We start from the raw sequence: 16692 nt of genomic DNA on the forward strand, positions 1-16692 counted from the left end.
GCTTAAGCCCCCTTAATCGTAGCCAGCGGCTTGCATTTGGCCACAACCTCGGCCAGTCCAGCACCAACGACACTCTCAATAATTTGATCAACATCCTTGTACGCCTGCGGCGACTCATCGACCATCGACTCCAGCGAGCGCTGGTTGAGAACAATTTCATCCTCCAGCCCTACCCGCATCGATGCGGCAAACTCTTCAACTGTAATGAGTCGTTTGCTCGCACTCCGCGAACGGATGCGTCCAGCTCCATGGCAGATGGAGTGATAATTGTCGCGGCCTCCCGGCTTGCCCACCATAATGTAGGAGGAGGAGCCCATCGAGCCGGGAATAAGCGCCGGATGCCCGGTTTCCCTGTATGGTTCTGGGTTATCCGGGTGCTGCGCGGGGAGCGCTCTTGTCGCCCCTTTGCGATGAACAAAATACGAATGCCCATCATGCTCTTCCTCCCACGCATAATTGTGCATGAGATCATACAGCGTCGACATTTCAAATTTGCTGCCAAAAACATCCTTCCCCGCCTCGCGAATCGCATAAGCGATCAGATGACGGTTGACGACCGCATAGTTCAGAGCAGAATACATCAGCTCTACATAATCTTTGCCCAGTGGATGTGCAAGCGGCGCGAACACCAGCTTGGGATCAGCGGTGCCCATCCCTTCGGCTTTCATCATTTTAGTCATATTGCTGCTGCAATATTGGCTGACCGAGCCGCCCCATGCACGTGAGCCGGAATGAATCATAATGACGACCTGACCGTCGCTCAAGCCCCAGGCTTCCGCGATTTCGCGGTTTTCCTCGGGAATTTCAATCGCCTGAATTTCAGCAAAATGATTGCCGCCGCCAAGCGTGCCGAGCTGGCGATGCGAGCGATGCCATACCCGTTCCGGGAACAAGTCGAGTGCGCCGCCTTCTACATAAAATTTGCTGCTTTCCACATGCGTCAGCGAAGTCGCTTTACGAGGTGTATAGGCGTCCGGAATATATTTTTTCGGCAAGCCATGCAATCCTTTTTTCACAACATGCTCTAAGCGAATATCTGAAAAATGGCCCCGCCCATGCTCTTCCATCGGCAAATATTTCTCAATCGCCTTCACCAGCTTGCGGCGCAGCTTCACATCCTTCAATTCGTCCTTGTGCAAATTGGTCATATGAACCCGCATGCCGCAGCCAATATCGCTTCCGACAATTGAAGGCGAGACGTAGCCGTCCTCCATATTCCATACCGCGGTCGTTCCAATGCACGTACCAACGCCAACATGAACGTCAGGCGTGTAACCCATATAAACTTGATTCGGTATTTGTAAATTGTTGTTTGCCAGCTCAAAAACCTTATAATCCAGCGCCGCGAACAGCTCTGGCCCCGCATATACATGCACCTGCCCCGAAGGCAGCTTCACTTGTTGATAATAGTTTTGTAACATAATCTAAATTTCCTCGTTTCCTATGCTGCGGCTGCGCCCTGCCGCCTTACCTGTCGCCCTATTCCGCGCCCGGCCCCCATACTTCCCGGAGTGCCGAGCGAAATAGTTCATCCAGCGCTTGATCCTGCTTCTGCCCCGAAGCTGGCGCTTGCTTTGCCACTTCCTCGTAATAGGCGATGCGCCTAGCGAGAAAATCGTTAATTACGCCGATTTTCGGCTCCAAATCCAGCTCAATGCCCGCTTTCTTGCGTTCAAGCAGCGTCAGCACCTCATGCTTAAGCAACGATTCCGGCAGCAGTTCATGCACCAGCTCCTCAAAGGACAAGGGAGGTACGCCGCCACGTTCCTCAACCCATTGGCAGGCGAGCACTGGGCGCAGCACGTAGAAATATTTTTTGATTTTTACTTGGTCGCCCTGCAAATACTCACGAAAGTTTCCTTTCGCCATATGCAGGTAATGATAGATGCTGGAGCGCGGCGAGAAGCTCGCCGGGAGCAGCTCTCGAATTTGCTCCGCTATCGTCGTCTCCTCCAAATAGTTGATCGGCGATTGCAGCCATTCCAGCAGCGGCGGGTTCGATTTGCGGAATAAATTCAGCGCTTTTTTCAAATCCCAGCCGTTAATATCGAGCATGTCGCTAATCGGGCGTTCAATCACATCGCGCTGCTCAAAAATCGATAAATACCAATTCGTCTCCCGTACATAAATAAATCTTACATCGTAATCACTGTCCTTCGACGGGAAGCCCCATGCGCGGCTGCCTGACTCACAGGCATACACAATACGCACGCGTTCCTCCACTTCTATTTGTCGCAGCTCGGCTGCTATTTTAGCTTTATAATCGCTCATCCGAAGCCCTCCTTTGTTTTTTTGGCAACAAAAAAGAAGCCACGGACATTCGAGCATCGTCCATAGCTTCTTAAGTGAATAGAGCTATTGCAAGTCGGTATAGACAGCGCACAGCTGACCTATACTCCTTCGACTTACAGCAGTTGGTTCCGCTGAGGCCGACCCGCATGGACGATAGATATGAAATTGGTTTGTAGGATAATCATCATATTTACGGACATTTGTTTCGGCCTCCCTTCAAGTTATTTCGTTTATCTTACTCGCGTCCCCAGCATTTGTCAACCCATTTTTAACTAATTCATGATGGTTACTGCTGCCTTGCAAATCATTTGATTATTTAGTACTGTTTAAATCATAGTTAAATAGTAGGATTAAACAAAGCAGGAGGAGAAAATTTGGCTAATATTCATAAAAATTTAACCGAACTAATTGGAAATACGCCGCTGCTTGAGCTTGTTAATTATGGAAACTCGCAAAACCTGCAAGCGACTGTATTAGCAAAGCTGGAATATTTAAACCCAGCTGGAAGCGTAAAGGATCGTATAGGCTTTGCCATGATTAAAGATGCCGAAGAAAAAGGACTCATTCATAAAAACTCGGTCATTATCGAGCCAACGAGCGGCAATACCGGAATCGGATTAGCTTTTGCCGCGGCAGCTCTTGGCTACAAGCTAATTATTACCCTTCCTGAAACGTTTAGCATTGAACGGCGAAAGCTGCTGCTTGCGCTTGGTGCCGAGCTGATTTTAACACCAGAAGCGGAAGGCATGACGGGCGCTATTAGACGGGCCGAGCAGCTTGCTGCCGAGACGCCAAATTCTTTTATCCCCCAGCAGTTCAATAATCCGGCCAATCCGGAAACTCATCGCAGCACGACCGCAGAAGAAATTTGGCGCGATACGGACGGTGAAGTTGATATTTTCATTGCTGGTGTAGGAACAGGCGGTACCATATCTGGCGTAGGGAGACTCTTGAAGGAACGTAAGCCCGCTGTGCAAATTATTGCGATCGAGCCCTACGATTCGCCAGTACTATCTGGAGGCAAGCCGGGCAGACATGCTATTCAGGGACTTGGCGCCGGATTTATTCCAGACAACTTCCACAGCCAATATGTCGATGAAATTTTCAAAGTTAAAAAAGAAGATGCGTTTGCAACTGCACGACTGCTTGCACGAACCGAGGGCCTGCTGGCCGGAATCTCCTCCGGCGCTGCTGCATATGCAGCAGCACAAATTGCCAACCGACCAAACAATGCAGGCAAAACCATCGTCGTTGTGCTTCCTGACAGCGGAGAGCGTTATTTATCTACATCGCTATTCCCTTCTATCGATTAGTATTGGATTTCGCCTTATCACTCATGCTTTGCGCTCAGCAGCGAATTAAGCTGCTCCAGCATATTGCCGCCGCTGGACAGCGAAATCGTGCCGATTTTCTCGCAAATCTTTTCCATGAATTCAAGCTCCTTGAGACGGTACAGCGTCACATTCTCATCCATCAGCTTAGCCGTGTTCAGCAGGCTGCGGGTCGAAGCCGTCTCCTCGCGGCGGGTAATGAGATTGGCTTGCGCCTTCTTCTCCGCAATGAGCACCGTGTTCATAATATCCTTAATATCGCCCGGCAAAATAATATCCTTCACGCCAGCGGACAGAAACTGGACGCCGTAATCATCGCCTTTCTCATTCAAGCGTGACAGCACGAAAGCGGCAATTTCCTGCTTCATCTTCAGCAGGTCATCGAGGCGCAGCGTACCGACATACTCCCGCAAAATCAACTGCAGCGCAATATACACCTGATCCTCAAATGATTTGATCATCAGCACTTTAAGCGGATCGGTGATTTTGTATTGGCAGACGAAGTTAAGCCGCAGCGTTACTTTGTCTTCTGTCATCATTTCTTGACCAGTGAGATCAAGCTGCTGCTGGCGGAGATCCGTTTTGCGGACGAGCACCGTCGTCGGGCCATTCCAAAAATAATATTTGCCCGGCGCCAGCTCGCGCTGCATGACATTGTTGTAAAACAGCGCCGCCGTCTCATAATTCGCTACCTCCACGCACTGGTAGTAGCCATTTAGCTTCGACATAATCGCGAGATTAATGTCCTTGCCAATCTCAGGCTGGCGGATGTCCGCATGAATGAACGTGTGCTTTTTCAGCACATTCCAGAAAATATGCTTGCCCGCCGTCAGCAGGGCACTAAACTTGCCGTCCACATAGTGCAGCACGTATTCATAATCCTGCACCTCAACGATTGTCAGCTGGGCGAGCAGCTCCTGATCATGCAGAAACAACTCGGCATCCTTGCCTGGAATTTGAAAACGCTTCGTTACATTCAGCACAATCACCGTTTCCTCGCGCCATGCGGACAAGCGGTATTTGCCTGGCTGCAAAAGCTTAACGTAACCGCCTTTACGGAACAGCAGCGCACGCTCGTCGTCTTGTATAATCAATGGATTTTTGATTTTAGTCGTCATATAAAGCCACCTCATTCAGGTTGGTTGATCAGTTGGGATTCTTACAATCAGGAATGCTTCCTGCGGATAAAGCGGAATCAGGCTTAAGAGCATCGTTAGGCGCAGTAATCTGTGCGGTGCTCTGCGAAGCATACAGCTGCGTTCAACTTCAACCGGCCGATCCTTCGCTCTGCCTACCGCAAAATGTACCCGCTTACCCTGCTCGGTATCCACCGATTGCATAGCCGTGCCGCAGCGCCGCCGTACAGGCCGGCATGAGCATTCCTGCTGCAAGAGTCTCTAATTTTTTCGCTCCTCGGAAGGGAGTTGATGTGTGCTATAGCATAGCTACAGCTGCTCCAATGCTCCGTATCAAAACGGTTGGGATTCGAACCCAAGTTCTAAAGCTGGTGGGGATGAAGCTTCATGCACTTTGCAGCACACAAGCGCACAGCGTGCACTCGTACTGCTGGATCCTATTGAAATCCATGCCATGGCAAAGCCATAAGCTAGCAGCCCAATCTATTATTGAAGTTATCTTAAATAGCAGTGTTAAGTGCCTTTAATGGCAGCCATCGGCTGGCATTTGGCAACGACAGCGGCAAGCGATGCGCCGACCACACTGTCGATAATTTGATCCACCTCCTTGTAGGCTTGCGGGCATTCATCGAGAATGTCTTGCAGCGAGCGGTGGTTGACCAAAATCTCATCGTCGCTTCCGACGCGCAGCGATTGCTCGAATTGATCGACGGTGACCAGCTGCTTTGTCGCCCGTCTCGATCTGGCGCGGCCTGCTCCATGGCAGATGGAATAAAAGTTTTTTAAGCCCTCATCCTTGCCGACCATAATATAGGATGCCGTTCCCATCGAGCCTGGAATGAGGGCAGGATGCCCCGTCTCCTTATAAGCAGGCGTATTTAGAAAATGGTTCGGCGGCAGCGCGCGCGTCGCGCCCTTCCGGTGAACAAGCATCGGCTGCTTGCGGTGAAACTCCTTCAGCGCGTAATTATGCATGAGATCATACAGCACAGGCAGCTGCATCTCAGGGCCAAAAACATCCCTGAACGCTTGCTGGACGCCAAAAGCAATCATATGGCGGTTGCTGACGGCAAAGTTCAGCGCCGAATACATCAGGTTCAAATACATTTGCCCTTCATAGCTTGCAATCGGGGCATACACCAAATTCGGATCGGGGCTACTAATCCCCCACTGATTCATCGCTTCTTTAATCACTTTGTTGTGTTCTCGGCCAACCATTGCGCCCCATGCACGCGAACCGGAATGAATCATGACGACGACCTGGCCGTCGAACAAGCCCCATTTTTTCGCCAATTCGCTGTATTCCTCGTTGATGTCCAAATATTGAAGCTCAATAAAATGGTTCCCGTTGCCGAGCGATCCAAGCTGCCCGTGGGCACTGCGCTTAATACGCGGCGGCAAATGCTCCAATGCTTTATGATCAAAGGCGAATGCCGATTGCTCTACATGTGTCAGCCATTGCTCATTCGGCACATATTTGTCTGGCAGCCCTTTAAGCCCATGCTGCACAACGCTCATAATGTCGATATCCTCATAATTCGTATTCGTCCGCTCATGGGTTGGCACGTATTTTTCAATCGCACTAATCAGTGCTCGGCGTACCTCTTTATCTTGAATATCTCGCTTATGCAGCGGCGTTGTGTGAACCCGCATCCCGCAGCCAATATCTGAGCCGACTATCGACGGCGAGATAAAGCCGTCCTTCATATTCCACACCGCTGTTGTGCCAATGCATGTTCCTACTCCGATGTGCGCATCTGGCGTATAGCTCATATATTGATTGCGCGGGATTCGCAGATTGTTGTCCGCCATCGTATAGGCATTAGGCTCAAGTGCTGCAAATACTTCATCATTTGCAAATACATGCAGCTTTCCACTCGGAAGGCTGAGCTCGCGGTGATTGGTTCCTTTAAGCTGAATAATCTTTTGTAGCACCTGTTCTGCTGCCTTATTGGCAGTCGCTTGGTTATTCATTGTATTGGTCATTGCCGTTCCTCCTTCATCCTGATCGCGTCGTTGACGCTCCGTGGCCTTCCTTATAGATCTGATTTTGCCTTAAAATCCCTCCCGCGAACATGGCGAAAGTATTACGAGCAGGAAAAATATAACGAATATTCGCGCCTATGGTCTTTTTTGACAACGCTACTAATCCTCCATAGAATAAAACAATAGATAGCGAGAGTAAGCTGGAAGGCAGGGGAACACAGGTGGCTAAAGAAAGCTTCGATAAAGAGATTCAGTTTCTGCGCATGCTTGTCTTGACGAGCGGGGCCTACAATCGGCAGCAATTCGCAGATCGGCTCGGCATCTCCATTCATACATTTGACAAAACGATTAAAAAGCTCAAAGAAATTGTAAACGCCGTCTACCAGCAGCTTCCCGAGGAACAAGGCAAGGAATTTGCCGAGACGGTTCGCTATAGCTATTTCGATTCCGCCGATCATATGCTGCTTTTTCTATTCCGCGCCAAGTCGCTGAAGGAGACCGAAAGCAAGCGTATTTCGCTGCTGCTGGAAGCGCTGCAAAGCGGTCGTGCACTAACTGCCATGGAGTTGATGGACGCCTGCTGCGACAATATACCCGCTGAGCTGGCGCCACCGGATGAAAAAACGATTCGCAGCGATTTAAAATATTTGGAGGAGGTCGGCGTCATCCGCAAAGAGCCAGGGCCTCGCCCGTACCGCTACCGCTTGGCAAACGAGCTGGTGCAGGAGCTGACGGAGGATGAGCTGCTGGATTTATACGATTTTGCCGATGTCATGGCGAATACGCATGTCCCTTCCGTGCAGGGCTATATGCTTCGCGACAGCTTGAAGAAGCATTTGCTGCGCACGCAGGAGAACGCAGCGACGCTGGACGCTTTTTTATATAAATACCACTTCTACTCCCGCCTGCTGGATGAAGCCCATTTATTTAGCCTGCTGGCGGCCATTCGCGAACGCCGCAAGGTGAAATTTCTGTATTTTTCACCGAAAAAAGAAACCAGCTACGCCTCCCGAAACACCAACCCATTGTTCGAGCGCGATACAACGGGCAAGGAGGAGGTTACCATACCGATTAAAGTCGTATATGACCACCAGTATGGACGCTGGTATTTGCTCGGTTTCCGCGCGGACAAAGTCATTGTGAAATACAGGATGGAAGGCATGACGCAAATTCAGGAGGGCGAAGCAGTGCCGCAGGAGCAATTTGAGCAGCATCTGGCGCAGCTGGAAGCACGCACGGCGCAAAGCTGGCTCATTGATACGGGAAGAACCGTTACGGTGCGTGCCCGTTTCTTCCATCCTGTAGGAGCACCGCAAAACTTCATTAAGGAACGCGTGTTGCTGCAGGGCCAGTGGGGACGCATTAGCGAGGAGGCTGGGGCAGATTCTTTCTTATATGAGATTGAAGTGAACGGCACATTCGAAATAAGGCCTTGGCTGCGCAGCTTCGGCTCAAGCTGTGAGGTGCTGGAGCCGCTCCATTTGCGCAAAGAGATGATTGACGAATGGAAGGAGATTGCTGGCTACTATGAATCCGTTTGAGAAAATTTTCAACTATCAGCTCATGTCCCGCCTTGAAGACTCCGGCACCTTTATGGTGACCGGGAATGAACGAAGCTGGCTCAAGGCGATGCTGCAGCATCCTGAAGCGGTGCAGGCTTTTGCGCCTGGAACACTCGCGAAGCTCGAAAGCCTGCTTGAGCAGGACAGCGTGATGGAAACCGCCGGACCGCTCATTCAGAAAGCCGCCAGCAAAGAGCTGCAAGTGTACCATCCGCTGCTGCGCCAGCTTAGACGCTCGATTATGCAGCGCAACCAGATCAAGCTAAGCTATATGATCAAAAACGGCAGACAGAACAATCACCAATTCGGTTTGCCCTATAAGCTGGAATATTCCATGGTAAAAAAAGAATGGTATTTGCTCTGGTACCATCAGCGCCACAGGTCACTAATGAGCACGAAGCTGCAAACGATTCTCGCTATTGAAGATGTACCTTGCCTGCCCGAGCGTTATATACAGCTTACCGCCTCCACCCAGGCACTGCTCGCTAAACGCAGCACTTCCGCCATCATTCAGGTTGTGGAAATGTATAATGCGGAGCTGTCGCGGATTTTGTATGCTTTTTCCTGCTTTGAGAAAGCTGTCTCCTACGATGACCAGCTTAATCGTTATACGATCAAGCTGACATTTCCTAACAATGAAGCCGAATATGTATTGTCGAAAATCCGCTTTCTCGGGAAGCGGATTAAAGTGACCCAAGGTGATTATTTGCAGCGACGCATGCGGGAGGCGTCCTCCCTTGCGCTCGCAAGATATGGAGCAGCGAAGGTAGACATTGAGCCAGAATAATCGCTCGATAAGCCCGTTTTGTCCCACTCATTGCCAAGTAATGTATAGCCTTCGGGCTAAAAGAGACGTATAATGATGGAAACCCTGATTTCATCATATTTCCAAGCTTAGGAGGAACCACCCTTGAACGACTATAACAATGGGCATAACTATCAAAACCATGCGCCATTTCAGCCACCATTCCAGCCACCTGTGCAGAAGACGAATGGTGCTGCAATTGCCGCGCTCGTTTGCGGCATTACATCCTTTATTCCATTCATTGGTATACTGCTCGGCATTGTCGCGATCGTAATGGGTATCGTTTCGCTGAATCAAATTCCCAAAACGCGCGAGCAAGGACGCGGTATGGCGATTGCCGGCCTCATTTGCGGAGCCATTAGCTTATTCCTCAGCTTGCTGCTGTTTTTACTTTTTATAATTGGCATGCTGAGCTACGAGGACAGCATGTACAACTATAGCTGGAACGAAAGCTACTACAATGCCTCCATCCAGCTTGTCAACGCATTAAACTTGTAGAGGCTGGCTCCAGCTCTATCCCCACTTCCAACTCTTCCATACTCACAAATAAGCGCCAACATACCGCGCAGCGATTGCTGCACGCTCGTATGTTGGCGCATTTCGTATGCGGGAGCTACACTTCCCGCATAAAATCCTCAAGGTTTTTGTCTGCCTTCGACTGATTGCACATATGGCAAGCGCAAACGCAATTGTCCGGCGTCGTATGGCCGCCCTTGGCGCGCGGAAGCATGTGGTCGATCGTATCCCCATACTGCTTGCAGAAGAAGCAAGTATAATTATCCCGCGTTAAAATATATTTGCGAAAATCTTTATTGCTGAATAGCCTGCGAATTGTCCGGCGATTCACGACAACGGCGGCATGCTCGTTAACGAGTATAACGGCCAGCTCCAGTTCAATTTCCTGATACCACTGCCTGCCCTTATCGGTCTTGCCCCTCATCCATACCGTGCCTTGCCCGGAAGGACGCAAATAGGTTGGATCCGTCGGCGAATGATTCGACGGCTTAGGCAGAGGACGCTGCTTCGGCAAGCGGGCAGCTGTCTTCGCTCGCGGCGCCTTCTTCTCCGGCTTGCGTACGGCGCCTGGCCTGCTCGCCGCGCTGAACTCCTGCGCCACCGCCACCGCCGCTGAATCCGTTACCAGCGGCTGGGCACCAGCTTTCGGGGCGGCTGCGCTGGCTTTCGCAGCTTCCCTGCCGCCCGTCTCCTTCGCGGCTTGCTCCGCTGCGGCGGCTACTGCCGCTGCAGCCTTCGCCCGCCTTCTCCTCCCGCCGCGTTTCCTGCGGGACTTCTTCAGGACGCCAGCAGACGCCGTTTCCGGCCTAGACTCATCTGCGGCGCCTGCTTGTACAACTGGCGCCTCCACAACAGCTACTGGCGCGGCCTGCGAGCTCGCCCTTTCTTTCCTGCAGGAGCGGCAGGCGCCGCGCCGCGAGTCAGGACCCGAGCGCCGGCCGGTACGGCGCAAAAAATCGCCAAGCGGCTTGTCTTCGTTACAGTACGCACACTGCTTGATCGGCGTTTGTATGATTTCTGCCATTGGTATTGTACGGGCCTAGCAAGCGTGAGCCTGCTTACCCGTTATTGTCACCTCAAATTTTTATAGATATGTTTGTTGCCTATTGATTTAAGTAGATTTACAGCTTCATCCGGTAGATAGGCTTATTTTCTAGCCCGCGAATAAATGGGGTCCATGGTTCCGTATCTGGCGTCGTATCCAGAGCATCCTCGACCATTTGCAGCTTGGCATCCATAGCATCAATATGATGCAATGCAACCGCTTCAGCTGTCTGAGGCTGAACCGGACTGCCCCATTCGCCCAAATTGTGATGGGAAAGCACCAAATGCTGCAAGCCGAGCACCTTTTCCGATTCCAGATCAATATCGCAGCGAATAGCTGCTTCCGTAATCCAGTTGGACGCGAGCGAAATATGTCCCATCAGCTTGCCAGACAGGCTGTATTCGGAAACGATGCCGAGTTGGGCGACCATCTCCTCAGGCTTGGCAATATCATGCAGCACAATGCCTGCCTTGATCAAATCGGCATTCAGGAATGGACGCTGCTTGCAAATAAAAGCGCCAATTTCCAGCATCCGCACAATATGATAAGCAAGCCCGGCAAAATACGCATGATGATGCGTTTTCGCAGCCGGATAATGCATCAGTCTGTCCTCGACCTTATCCACGCAATACGTGACGATGGTCCGAATTTCCTGATCGGCAATGCTGGCGGTTACCTGCTTAATCGTATGCACGAGGTCGACTGGACGAACCGGCGCGGAGCGGATGAAATCCGTCAGGGCTACCCCGTCCTCTTCCGTAACCTTGCGCATGCGCGAAATTTTGATTTGCAGCTTCTCCCGGTAGGTGTGGGCGTTGCCTTGAATTTTCACCAGTCCCATTGGGAAAAAGGATTCCTTATCCGCACTTGATACATCCCAATATTTAGCGGATAGCTGGCCGCTGGCATCGCATAATACGATGTCAAAATAATCTTTCGGCGTTGCCCCGTTTGTCTGCTTCACTTCTAGCTCTCTAAGTAAATAAAATCCGGTAAAATCGTCTCCGCTCACCAGTTGGTTAATCAATGTCATAATGACCTGTCCCCGCTTTCCCTTTGACCAAACATCGCCTCAATTTTTTGATTTAAAACATCCAGCAGCGGAAAGCCGCCTTCATGGCCGAGGCTGTCTGCCACCGCCTTGTAATACCATTCCTGCTGCTTTCTGCCGCGGTTGAAGCGTTCCCATACCTTCTCGCCCTCCCGCTCATAGGCCGCAAGCGTCGAGCCCATATTATGAAGCTTATCCGCGCAGGCTACCGTTTTGATATCGAGCGGTGCCTTTTTCAAATAATCCAGTTTATATTGCTTCCGCTCTTCCCAAGATAAGGATTTGTCGGGCTCCGTACAGCCAACGACAATACGCGTCACTTCCGGGCCAAAACGTTCCAGCAGCGCTTCCTCCGTCGCCTCCGTATCTTCGAGCGTATCATGCAAAATGCCCGCAGCAACCCACTCCGCCTGGCAACCAGCCTCCATTAATATCATACCCACACCGAACGGATGTGAAATATAAGGAATATTTGACCCTTTACGAAGTTGATTCCCATGCAGCACCGCTGCGTAATCAATCGCTTTTTGAATCAGGCTCATGAATGTACACCTCCAGGTTCGAGATCGTCCTGCCTTTATCTATAGATGCATCGTGTTTTTTTATGTTGAAAAAGCCGGAGTTATTCAGATAAATTCCCTATAACTTTAGTCTAGCATCTTCCTGTATATGCAAACAAGCACGCGTTTAGGCCTGAACGGAAAAATCCATCAATAAAATAGCGTTTTCATGGCATAAACGCAGCAAAAAAACCTCCAGCCCACTTCTTACAGCGGGTTGGAGGCTCATTGTGTCGTTTCTAAACGCTTCTTACTGTGCTGGCTTTACCCCTTGCTCTTCAAGAGACTGGTCACCCGTCTCAGCTTCGAGCTGCTCATTGTGCTCTTTAATGAATTGATGCGCATTGTACAGCATGGCGGTGGATTCAGCACGGTTTAAAACTTGCTGCGGATGGAATTCACCTTTCTCATCCAAGGCAGTAAGCTTGTACAGCAAAGCGCGTTGTATGGTGCCTTGATATTCAGTCGTAATGTCGCTCTCATCCGAAATAACGACGTACATTTTGATCAACGGATATTGGCCGGTCTTTTCCAGCGCCTGTACGAGGTAATGCGTGAATTGCTCGCGCGTCATTGGCGCATTCGGATCAATATTAGCCGGAATGTCGAGCTCGTTGTAGTGCGCAATGATGAAGCTGTCCGCGTACCAGGCATTATTTTTCACATGCTCAAAGATGCCTTCTGCTTCTGGAGCTTTATTAAATGAAATGGCGGCAAGGCTAATTTGCGTTGTCTTCACAATAAGCGAAATACCTTGTGCATTTGTTAAGTTTTCTTCCGGCTGGAACAGCGATTGCGATACGCCATTTACAATGCCGAGCCCTTGCAGCGTCTCAATTTGTGCCTTTTGCGGGGAGGTTGCGATATCCTGAAATGAACTTGCTGCGAAAGCCTGACCTGTCAGCGCTACCGATAGAGCCACGGCAGCAGAAATAGATGCTGTTGCGATACGTTTCTTCATTAGAATCAATCTCCTTTAGTTGTTGAACGCGTTCTAATCCTATAAACGATGCCTGTTTCAAAAAGGTTGCAGTCTCCTTTCGCTTTGGGCGGTTATCCCCTTAGCTCAGAAACAGATGGCCGCTTGCCGCATGAGCAGCACTAATCCTTCAAACCGCCTACACGTCCATTGCAATAAAAAAAAGGACCTTGATTAACTCGTGGTACGTGTTGAAAAAAAAACACGCCGTCAGGCCCTTTTCTGAGCTAAGGGGACAACTTATAAAAGAGAAAATTCTCGTCGCCCATAAAGATGGACACTTGAAACTTTTAGCAGGCTGCTTCGTATAAATTGAAAGGGCATACATTTTTTGCTCAAAGCCCTTAACATTCGGTTTTGAATAACCGATAAATGGGAGAGACTGAGAAGATGGACTGGCGGCATTCCGATTGATCTATTTTCAAGATAGTTATGATACATAATCGTTATTTAAGTTTCCATGTCGTTCTGTACTATAATGAAGTCATATGCTAGTTCTGATTCCGTCCATAAACTTACAAAATTCAATGACGGAGGTATCTGTCGAAAATGTCGATTGGCAATGAAACTAACCAAAACCCGTGGGAAGGCTATTATGGTCCCAACTATGGGTACATCCAAGAACAATATGAGCTTTTTAAACAAAACCCTGAAACGGTAACATCTGAATACCGCGATTTGTTTACTCGCTTTGGCGAGCCGCCTGCTTATGCAGCAGGCCAAACTGCCGCTGCACCACAAACGGTAGGCACTGCTTCGATCGATGCGAAAACGCTTCAAAATTTGGTCGCTGCCGGCAAGCTCGTATGGAACATTCGCGCATTCGGCCATTTGGCGGCTGATATTGATCCGCTCGATATCGGACCTAAATCGAATACGAAGATGCTGAGTCCTGAAACGTATGGCATCACACAGACGGATCTGCTGGCTTTGCCTGCTGAGCTCGTATGGACGAATGCTCCTTCCGATGTTGCTAATGCATGGGAAGCTATCCAGAAGCTGCTTAAAGCGTACACAGGCACGCTTGCTTTCGAATTCAGCCATGTGCATGATGAAGCGGAGCGTGCTTGGCTCAAGAAGCGTGTTGAACGCCAGCTGCCTTCTGCTGCACTCAACAAGGAAGAACGCAAGAAGCTGCTCGTCAAGCTATTCGAAGCAGAGCAATTTGAAGATTTTCTGCAGCGCACCTTTGTTGGTCAAAAACGGTTTTCCGTTGAAGGCAACGACGTGCTTGTCGCCATTGTTGATGAATTGGTTCACGAGCTGTCGAATGACGGTGTGAGCCAAATTGCGATGGGGATGGCACACCGTGGGCGCCTTAATATTTTGGCGCATGTGCTGGGCAAGCCTTATACCAAAATTTTCTCCGAGTTCTACAACTCGCCGAACAAGAAGCTTATCCCGTCCGAGGGCTCCATCGGCATCAACTATGGCTGGACTGGTGATGTGAAATACCACTTGGGCGCCAATCGTTCGTTCAAGACTGGCGAAACGGTTGAAACCCGCATTACGCTTGCGAACAACCCGAGCCATCTTGAATTCGTCAACCCGGTTGTCGGCGGCTTCGCTCGTGCAGCACAGGATGATCGCAGCAAGCCTGGCTATCCGGTAACCAACCTGGATTCAGCTGCCTCCATCATTATGCATGGTGATGCAGCATTCCCTGGTGAAGGCATTGTAGCGGAAACATTGAATATCGCTCAGCTGAAAGGCTATACAAGCGGTGGTACGCTTCATGTTATCGTCAACAACCGCATTGGCTTTACAACAGAAAGCCATGATTCCCGTTCGACGCAATACGCAAGCGATGTAGCCAAAGGCTATGAAATTCCAATCGTGCACGTAAACGCTGATGATCCGGAAGCTTGTATTTTTGCAGCGCGGATGGCCAGCGAATATCGTACTCTTTTCAAGAAGGATTTCTTGGTTGACCTAATTGGCTACCGTAAATATGGACACAATGAGACGGATGATCCGGAAACGACTCAACCTCTTATCTATAAAAAAGTACGGGCTCATGCAACGGTAAGCACGATCTACTCCGATAGATTGATTGCTGCTGGCGCTATTACAGAGGCTGAAGTAGCAGAGCTTAAGCAAGGCGTCGTAGACCGCCTGAAATCAGCTTATGACGAAGTGAAAGCTCGTGATGGCCAAGAGCCTGTTCATCAGACACAAGGACTGCAAGGAGAAAAGGATAACACGACTTCCGTTTCCCCTGTATCCATTGAAACGCTGCAATCAATTAATGCTGAGCTGCTTCGTTTCCCTGACAGCTTCACTGTATATCCGAAGCTGCAGAAGATTTTGGAGCGCCGCACGAATGCATTGAACGAAGGCGAGAAGCTTGATTGGGGCCATGCGGAAACGCTTGCCTTCGCAACCATTCTTGCTGATGGCAAGCCGATCCGGCTTAGCGGCCAAGATGTCGAGCGCGCAACATTTGCTCACCGCAATCTCGTGCTGCATGATGCAGTAACAGGCGATACCTTCTGCCCGCTTCACCAATTGCCGCATGCGAAAGCATCGTTCGCCATTCATAACAGCCCGCTTTCCGAAGCTGCTGTGCTAGGCTTTGAATATGGCTATAACGTACACGCGCCGGAAACGATGGTCATCTGGGAAGCGCAATACGGCGATTTCACCAACGTCGCTCAAACGCTTATTGACCAGTTCATTTCCGCAGGCCGTTCGAAATGGTCGCAGAAATCCAGCATCGTCATGCTGCTTCCGCATGGATATGAAGGCCAAGGGCCTGAGCATTCCAGCGCACGTCTGGAGCGTTTCCTCCAGCTGTCAGGCGAGGAAAACTGGACGGTTGCCAACTTGACGAGCGCTGCGCAGTATTATCATATTTTGCGCCGCCAAGCTTCCATAACGGAAAGCGAAGCCGCACGTCCATTGATTATTATGGCTCCTAAGAGCTTGATTCGTAACCCGCGCGTCGCTTCCAACGTTTCCGAGCTTAGCAATGGCTCGTTCAAGCTGGTCGTTGAGCAGCCGAACCTTGGCAGCAGGCCAGAGCGCGTAGAGCGCCTGATTTTGTGCACAGGTAAAATTGCAATCGACCTTGAAGATGCCATTGAGAAGGAACAAGAGAAGGACCTCGATTGGCTGCACATTATTCGTGTCGAGCAGCTTTATCCGTTCCCTGAGAAGGAAATTGCTGAAATTATCGCCCGCTTCCCTCAACTGAAGGAAATTGTGTGGGTTCAAGAAGAGCCGAAAAACATGGGCTCCTGGCATTATGCCGATCCGCGCATCCGCGCGATTGCGCCTGATGGTACAAGCGTAAGCTACATTGGACGCCCCGAGCGTTCCAGCACAGCGAGCGGCTTCCAGCAAGTACACGCTTTTGAGCAGCAGCATATTATTTTGCAAACATTGAAACATAGTCCGTCATTGACATACAACTCAGGGAGGTAGCTA

The 16692-nt window shown here is 50.2% G+C and carries 13 protein-coding genes; 5 read left to right on the forward strand and 8 right to left on the reverse strand.

Features of this window, described 5'->3' with window-relative positions; all coding sequences use genetic code 11:
• Nucleotides 1-2: 2 nt before the first annotated feature.
• A complete protein-coding gene (locus tag AC50YG_RS20035; RefSeq protein WP_494829016.1) occupies nucleotides 3-1421 on the reverse strand; it encodes an RtcB family protein in 1419 nt (472 codons plus the stop codon).
• A gap of 58 nt (nucleotides 1422-1479) precedes the next feature.
• On the reverse strand, nucleotides 1480-2271 hold the full coding sequence (locus tag AC50YG_RS20040; RefSeq protein ID WP_494829018.1) for a nucleotidyltransferase domain-containing protein: 792 nt from the start codon (nucleotides 2269-2271) through the stop codon (nucleotides 1480-1482).
• A 395-nt stretch (nucleotides 2272-2666) separates the two neighbouring features.
• Here AC50YG_RS20040 and cysK point away from each other — a divergent pair, with 395 nt between their 5' ends.
• Nucleotides 2667-3605 (forward strand): cysteine synthase A, encoded by a 939-nt coding sequence (gene cysK, locus AC50YG_RS20045; protein WP_494829020.1) that lies wholly within the window; start codon nucleotides 2667-2669, stop codon nucleotides 3603-3605.
• A gap of 17 nt (nucleotides 3606-3622) precedes the next feature.
• Here cysK and AC50YG_RS20050 read toward each other — a convergent pair whose 3' ends face one another.
• On the reverse strand, nucleotides 3623-4741 hold the full coding sequence (locus tag AC50YG_RS20050; protein WP_494829022.1) for a slipin family protein: 1119 nt from the start codon (nucleotides 4739-4741) through the stop codon (nucleotides 3623-3625).
• A 531-nt stretch (nucleotides 4742-5272) separates the two neighbouring features.
• Nucleotides 5273-6733: an RtcB family protein gene (locus tag AC50YG_RS20055; protein WP_494829375.1), complete on the reverse strand. Its 1461-nt coding sequence runs from the start codon at nucleotides 6731-6733 to the stop codon at nucleotides 5273-5275.
• A gap of 233 nt (nucleotides 6734-6966) precedes the next feature.
• Here AC50YG_RS20055 and AC50YG_RS20060 point away from each other — a divergent pair, with 233 nt between their 5' ends.
• The 3 genes from AC50YG_RS20060 to AC50YG_RS20070 all read left to right on the forward strand — a co-directional run bounded on the left by AC50YG_RS20060 (nucleotide 6967) and on the right by AC50YG_RS20070 (nucleotide 9610).
• Nucleotides 6967-8286, forward strand: a complete 1320-nt coding sequence (locus tag AC50YG_RS20060) for a helix-turn-helix transcriptional regulator (protein ID WP_494829027.1) — start codon at nucleotides 6967-6969, stop codon at nucleotides 8284-8286.
• Nucleotides 8273-9094, forward strand: a complete 822-nt coding sequence (locus AC50YG_RS20065; protein ID WP_494829030.1) for a WYL domain-containing protein — start codon at nucleotides 8273-8275, stop codon at nucleotides 9092-9094. Before AC50YG_RS20060 ends, AC50YG_RS20065 begins: the two co-directional genes overlap by 14 nt.
• Before the next feature lie 123 nt (nucleotides 9095-9217).
• The gene (locus AC50YG_RS20070; RefSeq protein WP_341281637.1) at nucleotides 9218-9610 is read left to right on the forward strand and encodes a DUF4190 domain-containing protein; all 393 of its coding nucleotides are present in this window, start codon (nucleotides 9218-9220) and stop codon (nucleotides 9608-9610) included.
• A 115-nt stretch (nucleotides 9611-9725) separates the two neighbouring features.
• On the opposite strand, the gene AC50YG_RS20075 is transcribed toward AC50YG_RS20070, so the two are convergent.
• From AC50YG_RS20075 to AC50YG_RS20090, 4 genes are all read right to left on the reverse strand, one after another.
• Nucleotides 9726-10652, reverse strand: coding sequence for an HNH endonuclease (locus AC50YG_RS20075; RefSeq protein ID WP_494829033.1), 927 nt, complete (start codon nucleotides 10650-10652; stop codon nucleotides 9726-9728).
• Between the two features lie 97 nt (nucleotides 10653-10749).
• Nucleotides 10750-11706 (reverse strand): 3'-5' exoribonuclease YhaM family protein, encoded by a 957-nt coding sequence (locus tag AC50YG_RS20080; protein WP_473762028.1) that lies wholly within the window; start codon nucleotides 11704-11706, stop codon nucleotides 10750-10752.
• On the reverse strand, nucleotides 11703-12266 hold the full coding sequence (locus AC50YG_RS20085) for an HD domain-containing protein (RefSeq protein ID WP_494829037.1): 564 nt from the start codon (nucleotides 12264-12266) through the stop codon (nucleotides 11703-11705). Before AC50YG_RS20085 ends, AC50YG_RS20080 begins: the two co-directional genes overlap by 4 nt.
• 268 nt (nucleotides 12267-12534) lie before the next feature.
• Complete coding sequence (locus AC50YG_RS20090) at nucleotides 12535-13245, reverse strand: S-layer homology domain-containing protein (RefSeq protein ID WP_494829041.1); 711 nt, start codon at nucleotides 13243-13245, stop codon at nucleotides 12535-12537.
• 567 nt (nucleotides 13246-13812) lie between these two features.
• On the opposite strand from AC50YG_RS20090, the gene AC50YG_RS20095 reads away from it, so the two are divergent.
• The gene (locus tag AC50YG_RS20095) at nucleotides 13813-16689 is read left to right on the forward strand and encodes a 2-oxoglutarate dehydrogenase E1 component (RefSeq protein ID WP_494829044.1); all 2877 of its coding nucleotides are present in this window, start codon (nucleotides 13813-13815) and stop codon (nucleotides 16687-16689) included.
• The last annotated feature ends 3 nt before the right edge of the window (nucleotides 16690-16692 follow it).

The sequence above is a fragment of the Paenibacillus sp. J31R34 genome, assembly GCF_059383715.1.

Coding starts and splice junctions, on each gene's coding strand:
- AC50YG_RS20035 (WP_494829016.1), bottom strand. CDS start 1,421: ATGTTACAAAACTATTATCAACAAGTGAAGCTGCCTTCGGGGCAGGTG.
- AC50YG_RS20040 (WP_494829018.1), bottom strand. CDS start 2,271: ATGAGCGATTATAAAGCTAAAATAGCAGCCGAGCTGCGACAAATAGAA.
- AC50YG_RS20050 (WP_494829022.1), bottom strand. CDS start 4,741: ATGACGACTAAAATCAAAAATCCATTGATTATACAAGACGACGAGCGT.
- AC50YG_RS20055 (WP_494829375.1), bottom strand. CDS start 6,733: ATGAATAACCAAGCGACTGCCAATAAGGCAGCAGAACAGGTGCTACAA.
- AC50YG_RS20065 (WP_494829030.1), top strand. CDS start 8,273: ATGAATCCGTTTGAGAAAATTTTCAACTATCAGCTCATGTCCCGCCTT.
- AC50YG_RS20075 (WP_494829033.1), bottom strand. CDS start 10,652: ATGGCAGAAATCATACAAACGCCGATCAAGCAGTGTGCGTACTGTAAC.
- AC50YG_RS20080 (WP_473762028.1), bottom strand. CDS start 11,706: ATGACATTGATTAACCAACTGGTGAGCGGAGACGATTTTACCGGATTT.
- AC50YG_RS20085 (WP_494829037.1), bottom strand. CDS start 12,266: ATGAGCCTGATTCAAAAAGCGATTGATTACGCAGCGGTGCTGCATGGG.
- AC50YG_RS20090 (WP_494829041.1), bottom strand. CDS start 13,245: ATGAAGAAACGTATCGCAACAGCATCTATTTCTGCTGCCGTGGCTCTA.
- AC50YG_RS20095 (WP_494829044.1), top strand. CDS start 13,813: ATGTCGATTGGCAATGAAACTAACCAAAACCCGTGGGAAGGCTATTAT.